We start from the raw sequence: 15,405 nt of genomic DNA, 5'->3' as shown, positions 1-15,405 counted from the left end.
AATTTCGTTATGGAATTTGCCCGATCGGTGCATCTGGCAATAAACTAAAGTACTATGAAGCGAACCATCTTTATTTATCTGCTGGTGGCCATGTTCCCGGCATTTTCCCAATCCGAAAAGCAAGTAGATTCCAAAATCAGTAGAGTGACGGTGTTTTTGAACCGGGCTCAGGTAACGCGCGAGGTAAAAACACGTGTAGAAGCCGGGCGCACAAATCTTATTGTATCAGGCTTGACTTCGCAACTTGATCAGGAAAGTGTTCAGGTTTCGGGGAAGGGAAACATCGTAATTCTTGGAATAAATCATAATCAGAATTACCTGAGTGAGTTCAATATGCCCAAGAAATTGGTGACATTAAGGGATTCGCTTGAGATCTATAAACGCCAGCTTGCGCAGGAGCAAAACCAAAAGGATATCCTCACGAAAGAAGAACAAATGATTTTGAGCAATCAGAAAATTGGCGGGGCTAACCAGAACGTTTCGGTAAATGAACTTAAAGCCATGGCCGATTTTTACCGCACCCGGTTGGGTGAAATCGGTTTATCGAAGATGAAAGCTGATGATAAGATTAAAAAAATCAACGAGCGCATGACCAGACTTAACCAGCAGATACGCGAACAAAACGAATTGTACAGTCGCAACACCAGTGAAATTGTGATCAGCGTTTCTGCAGATGCAGCCACAAGTGTAGAACTGGAAGTAAATTATGTGGTAGGTAATGCCGGCTGGTACCCGGTGTATGATTTACGGGCTATCAATACCAAAGCCCCCGTGCAGTTAAGCTATAAGGCCAACGTGTTTCAAAGTACCGGTGAGGAGTGGAGTAATGTTCGCCTGAAACTTTCAACCGCTAACCCAAGCCTGGGCGGTGTAAAACCTGAACTGTATAGCTGGTATCTTGATTTCTACCAACCTCCTTATGTTGGTCTTAAAGGCAAGGCTGCCGGTGTTCAGGTACAACGCTCTGTTGATAAGCGGGAAGATATGCCTGCTGAGGAACTTAGCATGGCGATGCCGAGTGTTTCTAATGTTGCAGACTTTACACAAACCATACAAACATCATTGAACACCGAGTTTGATATCAGTTTACCCTACACGGTTTCGTCTGCTGCTAAACCTACGTTGGTTGACATTCAAAAGCATGATATGAAAGCAGTGTACCAATATGCGGTGGCACCCAAGCTGGATGCTGATGCCTTTCTGTTGGCAAAAGCTGTAGGCTGGGAAGATTTTAACCTGCTGCCGGGCGAGGCCAATGTTTTTTTTGAAGGAACCTTTGTGGGGAAAACATTTATCGATCCGAACAATTTGAAAGACACACTTTCGGTTTCGTTGGGCAGGGATAAGCGTATTGTTGTGAAACGTGAAAAGGTTAAGGATTTTACCACGCGAAGAACCATTGCTTCCAATTTACGCGAAGCCTATGCGTGGGAAATTTCGGTGCGCAATACCCGAAACGAACCCGTAAAGATTACCGTAGAAGATCATTTGCCGCTTTCCCGTAACAGCCAGATTGAGGTTACGGTACTGGATGTAGGCGGAGCAAAACATAATAAGGATACCGGTAAACTTTTATGGGACATGAACCTTCAACCGAACGAAACCCGCAAAGTGGTTTTTAAATATGAGGTTAAGTATCCGAAGGATAGGCAGATTAGTGGGTTGTAGAGTTTTCCGAAATCATATCGAGAAATGAAATTAACCACAAAGTGACACGAAGAGGGCGCAAAGTTCACAAAGAAAGGGCTCAACCATTAGCTCTTGTCTCTTTGTGATCTTTGTGCCTTCTCAGAGGTCTTTGTGGTTTGCATTTTTTACATATTGGAATCACGTTTAAGAACAGCTTTTTGAAGCATTACTTCACCCCAAGATAATCCCAATTAATAAGTGCATTCCACACCAGCGGAGCATCGTGATGATTCAGGTAGCGGTGTAATGGATCAAACGTAAAGGCAATCACCCTGCCTTTTCCAATAGGCACATTGAATATGCCGCCATGCCCGATGATGGTTTGCTCGTTGCGCACCATGCCCGATAATACATAGGGCTGTTCCTTTGCCGGTTTGGTTTCTTCTTTTTTGATCTCTTTTCTATCGGGCATACCCATGATCGGGCCGGTGTAGGGTTCTTCATCCTTCAACGGTTTGCTTCCGTATTGGAGCAGCATCATATCGCGGCTGTATTTTTCAACCTGATACAACGGACCGTTGCCCCGGAAAATATGAAAGGTTTCCGGGTAACCGTAGAGAACAGGATGATTGGGCTTGCGTGCCTTTACGTTTACCACCGATCCCGGATGAAATAAACCGGCAGCACTATAAGGCTTCAGCACCTGGGCGATTCCGGTTTCGGCTGCCATTACCGTAGAGTTATCCAAGGTAATCAGCACGCCACCTTCTTCTACAAATTTTTTCAGGTTGTCGATACCGTCAAACCCGGGGCCACCGGTCATGTCGTTGGTGGCATCGGGAAAACCGTGTGAAGGGTAGGCCGCAGTTTTTGTGTACGGCATCGGGCCATATTTTTTGTCGATCTCATGAATAAAATCACTTGCCGAGCCCCTTGCCCGTGGCACCAGCACCACATCGAATTTTTTTCGCAAGCCACCAGCCTTTAAATCATCTTTATCAATGTATGTAAAGGGAATACCACGCTGATCAAACGTGTAACGCGACCATCCTTCGTCCTGCGTGTTGTACCACGTGTGGTAGATCGCAATGCGGGGCAAGGTTACAGCATGTTGTTTCTTAGTATCGGTTGCTGCTTTTGTGCTTTTCAAATCAAGACTAAACTGTGTTGTAATAGTTTTTGCCTGTGATGCTGTTAATCCTTTCATCACCACCGATCCGGCCGGCAGTGTATCGTTATCGATCACGCTTGCTGAATCCAGTACTATAAACTGGGCATTTTTGTTTTGTGCTTTTGCCCAGTACAGTGCGGGAAGCACAGTATTCTGGGCTTTGTATTTCAGCATATACGTTGAGCCTTCTCCATCCAGTTTCCCTTCATACTTAACATCCTGCGTAAGCAGCTTTAAATCCGGCAATGAATACTTAATGCTGTCTTCTTGTTTTACATCCACACCATACAAATAGCCAAGTGTCCACGCGATGTCATCATACGGAGGGAACTTGGCATCTTTCGGATAGTTTTGTTTGGTGAGCAGTGATACGGCCAGGTTACGGTAAGGCTGATCGAGCAGCACCACATAGTCGCCCTGCTTTTCACCTTTCTCGGCATAGTGCACTTCAATGGCTTGTGCTCGCAATTGGTTTACCAGGTAAGCTGCCATGGCAGGGTCGCGTTGGGCTTTTGGGATTACAAAAGCACGCGGCTTTTCTTCCTTACCTTTTCGGATGCTGTTAGCTCCTTTTTGATAAAAATTGCGCAGGAGAAGTTTGCCATTATTGGCAGCATAGGAAAGCGATGCCAGCACACCGGCCTGCATATAGTTGATATTATTTCGAGACGACCAATATACCTCTTGCGTTGGCGGATCAGGGCGGTACCATTCCTTGGTAGTGGCCGGATCACCGGCATAACGTTGATTGGAAAGATCGCGCAGGTAGGTATTGGCGCCAGCATTGCCAAACGTTTCATAAAACCTGCCGGTTGAGTTATGGTTGTTGGCTACCCAAATGCCATAGCCTGGCCACCAACCATCGTAAAACGCCCACGTGAAGCCGCCCGGTATTCCTTGTGCGGCCAGCGTGGTGATATCGTGGTTGGCCATGGTTTGCCACTCACCTACAGTAATCGGATCAACCTGTTCGTTGTATGGACCTGTGCCGGTAGAAATGTAAAGCAACGGGACCGATTCGTGAAGGTCGAGCATGACGGTAGGATGCCACTCGTAAAAAATTTTAAAGATCGCCCTGGTAATAGCTTGCGATACCTGTAAACCATCGCGGTTGTTATCATGGTAAATATATTTTCCCCAGTACGGAGCAGAGCGTGGGAAGCCGTCATCAAATTTATCGCGTGCTTTTGTATAACGATAGTACCAGTCTACTTGCTTATCGCGACCATCCGGTTCCGATACCGGATTGATCAACACAATGATGTTATTCCGAATTAATTTGATGTCTTCCGTTTCACCGGTTACCAACCGGTACGCCAGTTCCATCAGCATTTCGGGCGAACCCATTTCGGGCGAGTGCATGCCGCCATTGAGGTAGTATGCAGGTTTTGAATCACTGATAATTTTTTCAACGTCAGCAGGATTAACTTTTCGTGGATCGGCTAATAGGTCAAGTTGTTTTTTATAATGATCTGCCCGGCTTATCGCATCTTCATTTCCGATGACAGCTACATAGATAGGCCTGCCTTCCTCAGAAATACCGACTTGCTGCATATTCAGGTAAGGAGATGCATCCGCCAGTTTCTTATAGTAATCATATATTTCGGTTGTACGATGCATGACACCCGGTGCGCCAATAATTTCACCAAATACTTTGCGGGGCGAGGGAATAGTGGGGTGATCAACAACATTTAATACAGAGGTGGGTAAAAAGCGTTTGTCGGTTGTGTACTCCTTTATTTTCTGGTTATAGATCTCGTCAACTTGTTGCGCCTGTAAAAACGTGAGCGAGAGTGCATAGAGGAGTACAAGGCAGGTAATTTTGTAGTTCATGGCATTAGGTTTATGCATTTAAGGTAGCAGATTGGCAAGAATAAATTTCTCCGTTTACATAATATCTGACTTCACTCAATTTTATGAATTTTGTGTTTTAGAGTTTTAGTGGCTAAATAACTGGCCACAAAAGCACAAAAACACTAAAGTTTCTAATAAAGATTGCTGCTTAAAAAGTATGACTTTTCGGTAGACATTCTAAAAACCGTCAAGACGCAGAGAAATCGCGAATACTCACATAAATCACTTACCTTCGAAAAGCGTGACGACAACCTCCTTTAAAATTTCAGATATCGAATATGAAGAATAATGTATTTTTTATAGCGCTTGTGGCGGCCATGGCCGGCTTCCTTTTTGGCTTCGATACGGTGGTAATCTCCGGTGCCAATCTCCCTATCAAAAATTTGTGGAATACATCACCCTGGTTTCATGGATTTTTTATCATGTCGATGGCGCTGTGGGGTACTGTAATAGGCGCCTTGTTTGGCGGGGCACCAACGGAGAAGTATGGCCGTAAGAAAGTTTTGTTTTGGATTGGGTTATTGTACACCGCCTCAGCCATTGGTTCGGCATTGGCTCCCGATCCCTATACGTTTTCCTTCTTTCGGTTTATAGGAGGTATAGGTGTTGGCATTTCTTCTATCGCGGCTCCAACGTACATCGCAGAAATTTCTACTTCAGGAATGCGCGGCCGTTTGGTGGCGATGTACCAGTTCAATATTGTATTTGGCATATTGATAGCCTTTATCTCCAACTACCTTTTACAAGGCTTTGGTGGCATCAACGATTGGCGCTGGATGCTGGGTGTGGAGGCCTTGCCTGCAATTTTATATACGGTAATGGTTATGCGTGTTCCTGAAAGTCCGCGATGGTTGATTACCAAAAAGAACGACACGGAAACAGCGAAGAAAGTTTTGGCAGATCTTGGATCGGTTAATCCTGCTGAAGATGTCAAGACCATTAAAGCAGCGAATGAGCGCGTAGAAAGTGCTCACCACCATGAACCCTTCTTTAGCCGCAAGTACGGTAAGCTTATTCTGTTGGCTTTCTTCATAGCCTTTTTCAATCAGCTCTCCGGAATCAATTTTATTCTATACTACGCCCCGGAAATTCTTGAGCGTGCCGGACTTGCCGCTAAAGATTCGCTATTCAATTCAATAGCTATCGGGGGTGTAAATCTTATTTTCACCTTTGTGGGTCTTTACCTCATCGACCGGACCGGAAGAAAGAGTTTGCTAGTCATTGGATCATTGGGTTACATCATCAGTCTTTCGGTGGTGTCCTATTCTTTTTATGTTGGTGCAAGCCCCGGGTTAATGATGACCTTTTTACTGGTTTTTATTGCATCACATGCCATGGGTCAGGGCTCTGTTATCTGGGTGTTTATTTCTGAGATTTTTCCAAACGCCATACGGGCTTATGGCCAATCGTTTGGATGCAGTGTGCACTGGGTTTTTGCCGCGATCATAACCTTAATCACCCCTGTATTTTTGGATCAATCGAAGGGATTATTACGAAACGATCCGTGGATTATCTTCGCTTTTTTTGCGGGCATGATGGTACTGCAGCTACTATGGGTGTTGATAAAATTCCCGGAAACAAAAGGCGTGTCGCTGGAGGACATTCAAAAGAAACTTCGAATCAGCTAAAGGTTTTTGCTTACGTGTATAAGCGCCCCCTCTTTTAGTGAATAGCTGGATACACGAATGTTTGTGATGGGATGGTGATCCAGAATATAACGGATCAGGCAGCACGCCACCACAATCATATCCACCCGCATTTCAATCATGCCTGGCATGGCCAGCCGTGCTATGCGGTCTTTTGTCAATAGTTCGTTATAAATTTTATTGAACCCTTCCAGCGATAATGGCGTTTCGCGATCATCATCATTTTTGAAAATGGAATGCTGTATACAATAAATATCACTTAGTGTATCAAACGTGCCGGAGGAACCAACCATTATTTCTGGTTTATAAATGGTTAATGCTTCAAATAGAGGTGATAATGTTTTCTGAAAGTGGTGATTAAGTTTAGAGATTTCAGCCAGGGCTATCGGATCGCTTTTATGAAACAATTCCAGCAGTCGTTGCGCCCCGATCTCAATACTTTTCTTCCAGAAAATCTGGTTTTCATCGCCAACAATAAACTCAACGCTCCCTCCTCCAATATCGATTATCAATGATTTGGTATCCCCCAGGTTAACGGCAGAGCAAACACCGTGATAAATGAATTCTGCTTCCTGATCTCCTGAAATAAGGGTCACATGAATGCCGGTTTCAGCCTTTATTTTCGCCAGCACTTCTTCGTTATTGGTTGCATTTCGTAATGCACTGGTGCCAAAGGCAAAAACATTGGTTATTTGCAGGGAGTCTATTTTCTTTTTAAAAAAGTTGAGGGTTTGTATAGCCCGCTCTAAACCATCCGAGGGGATTACATTTTCGTTGATGCCACCTTTCCCGATCTTTACAGCTTGCCGGTCGCGGTGGGCAATGTGAAACGAATCACCCAGTTTTTCGGCAATCAACAGGTGAAAGGTGTTCGTTCCTAAATCAATAATGGCCAGCCGGTTGTTCATGATGAATTTGGGTCAATTTAATACTTCCTTTAACTATATTTCGAACCTAAATTCAGGTCATGGCAAAGCGAGAACATAACGATCCCGTCCTACGGCAAAAGTTTGATGAGTTAGAAAGAAAGAGTAAAGAATCCCTTTTAGGTGGAGGAGAAAAACGAATTGATCAGCAACATAAAAAAGGAAAACTAACCGCCAGGGAAAGGATCCAGCTGTTGGTTGATGAAGGTTCGTTTGAGGAGCTCGGAAAATTTGTGATGCACCGATGCAAGGATTTTGGGCTGGATAAAGAATATTACCTGGGTGATGGAGTGGTAACAGGTTTTGGTACGGTGAATGGCAGGTTGGTATATGTTTTCTCACAGGACTTCACTGTGTTTGGCGGATCCTTGTCGGAGACCCATGCGGAGAAAATTGTAAAGCTGATGGAGTTGGCGATGAAAAATGGCGCACCCATCATTGGCCTTAACGACTCCGGTGGTGCGCGTATACAGGAAGGTGTGGTTTCACTGGGGGGCTATGCTGATATCTTTTACCGGAATACGTTGGCCTCTGGCGTGATTCCCCAAATATCTGCTATCATGGGCCCTTGTGCCGGTGGAGCGGTTTACTCTCCCGCCATTACCGATTTTATTTTGATGGTAGAAAATACCTCATTCATGTTTGTTACCGGTCCAAATGTAGTAAAGACTGTTACCCATGAAGATGTAACATCAGAGGAATTAGGCGGTGCTATGACGCACAGTACCAAAAGCGGTGTTACACACTTTGCCTGTACAAATGAATTGGAATGCATCCAGTACATTAAAAAACTGCTGAGCTACATGCCTCAAAACTGTGAAGATGAAGCTCCGCGGTTGCCTTATACAATTGGTGACGAAAGCCGTCCGAAACTAAATGAGATCATTCCATCCAATCCAAACCAGCCCTACGATATGCGTGAGGTGATTGATGGTATTGTTGACGAAGGATCATTCTTTGAAGTGCATAAAAACTTTGCCGAAAATATTGTTGTTGGTTTTGCGAGACTTGCCGGTCGTAGTGTTGGTGTTGTGGGAAACCAACCGGCTTCACTGGCAGGCGTATTGGACATTGATGCCAGCGTGAAAGGTGCACGCTTTGTGCGCTTTTGCGATAGTTTTAATATTCCGCTGTTGGTGTTGGAAGATGTTCCGGGATTTTTACCGGGCACCGATCAGGAGTGGAACGCCATCATTACCAATGGAGCCAAATTGTTGTATGCTTTTTCAGAAGCTACCGTGCCACGCGTAACGGTGATTACGCGAAAAGCTTATGGCGGTGCTTATGATGTAATGAATTCAAAGCACATTGGAGCCGATATGAACTATGCCTGGCCAACAGCAGAGATTGCCGTAATGGGAGCGAAGGGCGCAGCCGAGATTATTTTCAAAAAGGACATTTCGGAGGCGGCTGATCCGCAAGCCAAGCTCAATGAAAAAGTAGATGAATATACCCGCAAATTTGCGAACCCTTACCGTGCTGCGCATCGTGGGTATATTGATGAAGTTATTTACCCCGATCAAACACGTGAGAAATTAATTCGTGCGTTTCAGATGTTGGAAAATAAGGTGGCTACCTTGCCAAAGAAAAAACACGGTAACATTCCGTTATAATTAAGTTGATCAAAAATCGTTTAATCAATATCACTATGGACAAAAAAAGTAAATCCTTTCTCTTTGAATACCTTAACAATGCATCACCCACAGGTTTTGAACATTCCGGTCAGCAGATTTGGTTGAACTACCTGAAGCCCTATATTGACGACTACATGGTTGATGTGTACGGCACGGTGGTGGGTGTGGTTAACCCTAAGGCATCGTACAAAGTTGTTATTGAAGCCCATGCCGATGAGATTTCGTGGTTTGTTGGCTACATCACAGATGATGGTTATATCTATGTAAAACGCAACGGAGGTTCAGATCACCAGATTGCACCTTCCATGCGGGTCAATATCCATACTGATAAAGGCATTGTAAAAGGAGTATTTGGCTGGCCGGCTATTCACGTTCGTGATGCCGCGAAAGAAGAACCACCTTCGTTGAAAAATATTTTCATTGATATTGGCTGTGAATCGAAAAAGGAAGTGGAAGCGCGTGGCGTTCATGTTGGTTGTGTTATTACGTTTGAGGATGAATTGATGGAGATGAACAAGAATTACCTCGTAGGCCGTGCATTGGATAACCGCATGGGTGGATTTATGATTGCTGAGGTAGCCAGAAGGTTGAAAGAAAATAAGAAAAAGCTTCCTTTCTGTCTTTACATCGTGAACTCGGTGCAGGAAGAAATCGGGTTGCGGGGTGCTGAAATGATTTCCCGCAGGCTAAAACCCGATCTGGCCATCTGTACCGATGTGACCCACGATACCTGCTCTCCGATGTACAATAAGAAAGATACAGGATACATTAAATGTGGAACAGGACCGGTTTTATGTTACGGTCCCGCTGTACAGAACAATGTTCTTAAAATGATCCTCCAAACGGCTGAGAAGAGAAAGATACCGTTCCAACGTCAGGCCGTGAGCCGGTCAACAGGCACAGACACAGATTCCTTTGCCTATTCGGCTGAGGGTGTTGCTTCGGCACTCATTTCTCTTCCGCTGAAATACATGCATACCACTGTTGAAACTGTTCATAAGGACGATGTGGAGAACGTGATCAAGCTTATTTATGAGGTATTGCTTCAGGTTAAGCCCGGGCATGATTTCCGGTACATAAAATAGGGTTGATTTAGCTTTTAAAGCCAATTTCAGCTTTTCAGTTAAAGATTTGAAGGTCTCATTTTTGGACAAAAATGAGACTTCTTTTTATGCAATTCTTCGTTTTTAAGCTAAAAAATGGGTTCCTTCAATGAACCCAATGTTTTTGCACCACTTTTGTATAACCCGGTTGTTTTGAAAAGTAGGGTAAAACCTTACATCAGAAAGATAAGAACAGGCTTAGGAAATACTGAGTTTTAAGGGTAGCCTACTTTTGTATCGTTAAGGTTGAACAAAAAACAAAAACAAATATTTAAACCTCTCTAGTTATGAAAAAAGTAAGCTTAATTCTTTTCGCCATCGCACTTAGCGTGGCATCTTTCGCACAAGAAAGACCGAATCACGAAATTCATGCTGCTATGCTTTTCAACTTTATAAAGTATGTGCAGTGGCCTGACGATGGAGCAGGTGGTGATTTTGTTGTGGGCGTTATTGGTGAAGATGATGTATTCAACACCTTAAAGGCCTGGTACGATGGCAAACCCAAAGGCAGCAAGAAGTATGTGATCAAGAAACTTTCTTCTGGCGCTGACACAGGCGATTGCCAGGTAGTGTACATTGGAAAGAACAAGAGTAAAGAGTTTGATGTGGTAAAGACTGCAGTTAACGGGAAACCCGTACTTACCGTAACCGATGGTAACGGTCTTGGCCAGAAAGGCAGCTGCATCAACTTTAAAGTTATTGACGGCAAATTAAAGTGGGAGCTTAACCAATCTACTTTCAGCAACTCGAACCTCAAGGTTTCGAACCAGTTAAGCTCAATGTCAATTCTGATTTAATCCTGAGAATGTTATTACCTCCCCACGACCCACGGGGCGGTAAGTTTTAACGAACTAAGTTTACTTGGTACACGTTTTAACTAAACTATAACGCGCAGGGGCACGGAGTTTTATTGAGAGGGTCTTTCTTCGTGTGCTCTGTGCGTTTTCCATCAAAGGGCTCCTTTTGCAAACAAAAGGGGCTCTTTTACTTTTGTACCCATGGTGACAAAAACCTTTGTCGATCAAATGGGGAGTACGGTAAGGGTTCCCGAGAAGCCAAAAAGAATCGTCTCCCTGGTTCCCTCCCAAACTGAATTGTTGGCTTCCCTTGGCCTGAATAACGAAGTAGTAGGCATAACCAAATTCTGTATCCATCCAAAATGTTGGCTAAAAGAGAAAGCAATTGTTGGTGGAACAAAAAACTTTCATTTCGATACCATTGATGAACTGCGGCCTGATTTGGTTATTGGCAACAAAGAGGAGAATTATCAGGCTGGCATACAGGAATTGCAGGCACGTTATCCGGTGTGGATGAGTGATATTGAGGTAGTGGAAGATGCTATTAAAATGATTGATGAAATTGGAAGAATAACAACCCGTGAGAGCGAAGCAGCAAATTTGATCGGTATGATTCAGGATTCTTTTAGAAAGATAGATCCGTTACCTCCCTTGCGTGTTCTGTACCTGATGTGGCGAAAGCCGTGGATGGGAGTAGCCCAAGGCACATTTATAAATTCGATGCTTCAACTTACGGGCTTGAGAAACTGTGTTACCCAAGCTTTCCGATACCCCGAGCTTTCGGATGATGATATCCGGTCGCTAAAACCTGATTTGATTTTTCTTTCTTCTGAACCTTATCCATTTAAGAAAAACCACATGCAGGAAATTCAAAGTATTTTGCCTGCCTGCAAAGTAATTTTGGTTAATGGTGAGATGTTTTCATGGTATGGAAGCCGGATGCAATTGTTCGGCAGTTATGTTAATAACCTTCGGTCGCAGATAATTTAAACCCTACGCTCTGCAAATCATTCCAAAATCCAGGGTATGATTTTTTTACAACACCAGGATTTTCCAACGCGATATCAGCCAGGCAAGCCAGCGGGGCAAAGGCCATGGCCATGCGATGGTCGAGGTAGGTGTTGATGGCGGTAATTTTATCCGGCAATTTTTGTGAAGGCACCAATTTCCAGTCTGAGCCGGTTTCAATAAGCTGTGCGCCAATTTTTTGGAGCTCATGGTGGAGTGCGCTGATGCGGTCAGTCTCTTTTATGCGCAGGCTTTCCAACCCGGTGAAAGTGCCTTTTATGCCTTTTGCGGCACATACCACCGCCACGGTTTGTGCCAGGTCCGGGCAATGGGTAAAATCCCAACTGAATTCAGGCAGTGTATCCTTTTTAGTAAGTAAAAGTGTATTTCCTCGTGGCTCTGCTTTTACGCCAAGTTGCTCCATCATGTCAACAATTACACGATCACCCTGAAGGGAACGTAAGGCTATGTTGGGCAAGGCAATTTCAGCGTCAGTTGCCAAGGCTGTAAATGCAAACCAATAGCTTGCTGCCGACCAATCTGCCTCAACGGAATATTTCACAGGCTTATAAACTTGATGCGGAATTTCAATGTGGGCATCCTGAGACGCCACCTCAATACCAAACCTTCGCATAAGTGAGGCAGTCATTTCAATATAAGGCTTGCTCCCTATTTTGCCCTCCAGGATCAGCCTTAGTCCCTTTGGCAGCGATGGACCAATCATCATTAACGCGGAAATGTATTGGCTGCTTACATCGCCCCTGATGTTCAGTTGATTTGTTTGCTGGCTCTCAAACCCCAATATTTCAATGGGCGGGAAGCCCTCTTTTTCAAGGTACTCAACCTGGCCCCCAAGTTTTCTCAACGCATCCACAAGGATACCAATGGGCCGTAGCTTCATACGCGCTGTTCCGGTAAGTATTTTTCGTTGTTTGCTTACGGCCAGGTAGGCGGTTAGAAATCGCATGGTGGTGCCCGCATCTTCAACATCCAATACAGGGTCGGTTGAATGGATCAATCGCCTCATCAGAACTGTATCGTTGGCCTCCGAAAGATTCAACAATTCAGACTGGCCTCCGGCCAGTGCATCTAAAATCAGAACCCGGTTGCTGATGCTTTTGGACGCGGGCAAGCTAGCGACTATTCCTGATAGCCTTTCGTTTTTTTTGATATGTATGAAGGAGTTCATTGAATACGAATAGTTGTTAGGACACCTGCAAATTAGTTAAAGATTTCTTCAAGCCCGTGAAACAAATGATCAACAAAACCAGTTAACTTTGCTATATGAATACTACAGGAAAAATAACGTTGGGATTAGGGATTGCTTCGGCAGCCGTTTTAGCAGCGTGGCTTTTTACTGGCGACAGAAAAAAGAAAACCACTGACTACTTAGCTAAAAAAGCGGAAGACCTGAAACAAAGCATTAAGAAGAAGATTGAGGCTTTCGATGATTCGGAAGCACATTATATCTGATTCGAAGCATAAAATGCCAGAGCATCTACAATCTCATCCTCAGTAACTTCACAATCCCACCGGGCTTTCCCGATGCCTTCGGAAAGCACGCATAAAATCCTTTTGCCCTTATTTTTTTTGTCCTGACTGCATAGTCCTGCAATGACGGGCAAATTCTCTGAACCAATGTTCAGCTTTCCGAATTCTTTTAGAATATATCCGGAAATTTCATTCAGTTCAATCTCGCTGAGCATCCCCCGCTTCATGGAAAGCCATGCTTCAGCCACCAATCCGGCAGCGACAGCTTCACCGTGTAGAATTTTGTTCCCTTGTTTCAAGCAATATGATTCAAGCGCATGGCCTATGGTGTGCCCTGCATTCAAAATTTTTCTCAAGCCTTGTTCTGTAGGGTCCTGTTGCACAACAGAAGACTTAAACTCAGCCGAATGGCGGAGTAATACGTCCCAGGGCTGATTGTCCAACGCGTTGCTGCGAAGCTCATTCCACAAGGTTCGATCAGAGATCAGGGCATGTTTGATTACTTCAGCAAAGCCAGAACGTAATTCTGCCGGAGGCAAGGTTTTTAGAAAGTCACTGTTGATTATGGTAAGCCTGGGTTCCTTAAAAATACCTATATGATTTTTCAGGTGCAGGAAATCAATACCTAATTTTCCGCCAATGCTGGCATCGGCCATAGCCAGGAGGGTAGTGGGTACCAATATAAAATCTATTCCCCGCTTGTAAGTAGCGGCACAAAAACCACCCATATCGCCCAGTACACCACCCCCCAACACCACTAAAATGGAATGCCGGTCCAATTCAAGGTTGGTCATTTGTGTCCAGATTTCTTCGCACGTTTTTAAGGTTTTGTTTTCTTCTCCGCTGGGCACGGAAATAAGCGTATGATCCGGAAGGTGCGATTGCAATAAGGGATAGCAGTGAGTTTGGGTATTTTCATCCGCCAAAAGCATCACTTTACTAAACGACCATTTTTGCAGGTAGAGATTCAGGAATGGCCCTGGGTTGTCGGTTAGTTTGATGTTGTTCGGGAGCATTACTTTTCGGGTTCCGAGGTTTTGTTCATGATTTCGGTTTGTATGCGGATGGATTCATCATGGATGATTTTGTACAATTCGCGTATGAAATCAGGTGAAAGATGCACGAGGCTGGCCCACTCAGGTCGGGTACTCATAATTTCATTCCAGCGTTCCAACTGAAATACGGTAACATTATTTTCTTTTTTATACTCTCCGATTTGCTCGGTTAGTTTCGTGCGCGTGGATAGCAAGTCAATAAGTTCCTGATCGAGGTGATCAATTTTTTCGCGCAAAGCCTCCAGTTGATTTAAAAACAAAGCGTTGGATGACAGCCGTTCGGCTACCCGAAGGTCGTTGATGATTTCAGCTAGCCTGTGGGGAGTAACCTGTTGCTGCGCATCACTCAGGGCATGGTCCGGATCGGGGTGCGTTTCGATCATCAGCCCATCATAATCAAGATCAAGGGCTTTTTGGGACACTTCAAAAATCATGTTGCGGTTACCGGCAATATGGCTCGGATCGGCAATCAGGGGGATATCCGGATGCAGGATTTTCAATTCAAGCGCAATTTGCCACAGGGGCTGATTGCGGAACCGCGATTTTTGAAACGATGAAAAGCCCCGGTGAATGGCACCGAGCTTTTGAATGCCTGCGCGGTTCAGCCGTTCAAGTGCTCCAATCCATAGCGATAGCTCAGGGTTGATTGGATTCTTAACCAGCACAATCTTATCGGTTCCAGGTAAGGCATCGGCAATTTCCTGAACGGTAAAAGGATTTACCGTAGTGCGTGCGCCTACCCAAAGTATTTCAATGCCGGCTTCACAAGCAAGCTCAACATGCGTAGGATTGGCCACTTCAATGGCAAATGCCAAACCGGTTTCCTGTTTTACTTCTTTTATCCAGCTCAATGCTTCCTTGCCCTTGCCTTCAAACGAGTTGGGGCGCGTACGGGGTTTCCATACACCGGCACGCATAACGGAAATGCCCATGCCTTTAAAGGCTTGAGCAATCGCCATAAGTTGTTCGGGGCTTTCTGCACTGCAAGGCCCGGCAATCAACAGGGGTTGCTGGGGAGTTTTATACGCAGAGATCCAATTGGTGAGCTTCATAAAGTCAGAAAATTAAACAAAGCCTGGAACATATAATCA

The 15,405-nt window shown here is 44.6% G+C and carries 12 protein-coding genes; 7 read left to right on the top strand and 5 right to left on the bottom strand.

Annotation, left to right across the window (positions count from 1 at the left end; translation table 11 throughout):
* Positions 1–54 precede the first annotated feature (54 nt).
* Positions 55–1,668, top strand: a complete 1,614-nt coding sequence (locus tag KIT51_16195; protein ID UYN86384.1) for a DUF4139 domain-containing protein — start codon at positions 55–57, stop codon at positions 1,666–1,668.
* 187 nt (positions 1,669–1,855) lie between these two features.
* On the opposite strand, the gene KIT51_16190 is transcribed toward KIT51_16195, so the two are convergent.
* Positions 1,856–4,633, bottom strand: a complete 2,778-nt coding sequence (locus tag KIT51_16190) for a peptidase (protein ID UYN86383.1) — start codon at positions 4,631–4,633, stop codon at positions 1,856–1,858.
* Positions 4,634–4,932: 299 nt separating this feature from the next.
* On the opposite strand from KIT51_16190, the gene KIT51_16185 reads away from it, so the two are divergent.
* Positions 4,933–6,282, top strand: a complete 1,350-nt coding sequence (locus KIT51_16185) for a sugar porter family MFS transporter (GenBank protein UYN86382.1) — start codon at positions 4,933–4,935, stop codon at positions 6,280–6,282.
* On the opposite strand, the gene KIT51_16180 is transcribed toward KIT51_16185, so the two are convergent.
* Positions 6,279–7,208 (bottom strand): exopolyphosphatase, encoded by a 930-nt coding sequence (locus tag KIT51_16180; protein ID UYN86381.1) that lies wholly within the window; start codon positions 7,206–7,208, stop codon positions 6,279–6,281. The two genes, KIT51_16185 and KIT51_16180, sit on opposite strands and share 4 nt — an antisense overlap.
* Before the next feature lie 59 nt (positions 7,209–7,267).
* Between KIT51_16180 and KIT51_16175 the strand changes: the two genes are divergently transcribed.
* The 4 genes from KIT51_16175 (at position 7,268) to KIT51_16160 (ending at position 11,750) form a co-directional block, all read left to right on the top strand.
* On the top strand, positions 7,268–8,839 hold the full coding sequence (locus KIT51_16175) for an acyl-CoA carboxylase subunit beta (GenBank protein UYN86380.1): 1,572 nt from the start codon (positions 7,268–7,270) through the stop codon (positions 8,837–8,839).
* 35 nt (positions 8,840–8,874) lie between these two features.
* Positions 8,875–9,945: a M42 family metallopeptidase gene (locus tag KIT51_16170; protein UYN86379.1), complete on the top strand. Its 1,071-nt coding sequence runs from the start codon at positions 8,875–8,877 to the stop codon at positions 9,943–9,945.
* A gap of 305 nt (positions 9,946–10,250) precedes the next feature.
* Complete coding sequence (locus tag KIT51_16165) at positions 10,251–10,760, top strand: YfiR family protein (protein ID UYN86378.1); 510 nt, start codon at positions 10,251–10,253, stop codon at positions 10,758–10,760.
* A gap of 201 nt (positions 10,761–10,961) precedes the next feature.
* On the top strand, positions 10,962–11,750 hold the full coding sequence (locus tag KIT51_16160; GenBank protein UYN86377.1) for an ABC transporter substrate-binding protein: 789 nt from the start codon (positions 10,962–10,964) through the stop codon (positions 11,748–11,750).
* Here the strand turns inward: KIT51_16160 and KIT51_16155 are convergent.
* On the bottom strand, positions 11,722–12,957 hold the full coding sequence (locus KIT51_16155) for a 3-phosphoshikimate 1-carboxyvinyltransferase (GenBank protein UYN86376.1): 1,236 nt from the start codon (positions 12,955–12,957) through the stop codon (positions 11,722–11,724). The two genes, KIT51_16160 and KIT51_16155, sit on opposite strands and share 29 nt — an antisense overlap.
* A 95-nt stretch (positions 12,958–13,052) precedes the next feature.
* On the opposite strand from KIT51_16155, the gene KIT51_16150 reads away from it, so the two are divergent.
* Entirely contained in the window at positions 13,053–13,241 is a 189-nt protein-coding gene (locus KIT51_16150) for a hypothetical protein (GenBank protein UYN86375.1), read from the top strand.
* On the opposite strand, the gene aroB is transcribed toward KIT51_16150, so the two are convergent.
* A complete protein-coding gene (gene aroB / locus KIT51_16145) occupies positions 13,232–14,275 on the bottom strand; it encodes a 3-dehydroquinate synthase (GenBank protein ID UYN86374.1) in 1,044 nt (347 codons plus the stop codon). The genes KIT51_16150 and aroB overlap by 10 nt on opposite strands.
* Entirely contained in the window at positions 14,275–15,366 is a 1,092-nt protein-coding gene (locus KIT51_16140; protein ID UYN86373.1) for a bifunctional 3-deoxy-7-phosphoheptulonate synthase/chorismate mutase type II, read from the bottom strand. The genes aroB and KIT51_16140 overlap by 1 nt, the downstream gene beginning before the upstream one ends.
* Between the last annotated feature and the right edge of the window lie 39 nt (positions 15,367–15,405).

This window comes from Cyclobacteriaceae bacterium (assembly GCA_025808415.1).
Taxonomy (GTDB): domain Bacteria; phylum Bacteroidota; class Bacteroidia; order Cytophagales; family Cyclobacteriaceae; genus UBA2336.
Note: the sequence above shows the minus strand (reverse complement) of the source record. Positions and strands in the feature narration are given on the sequence as shown.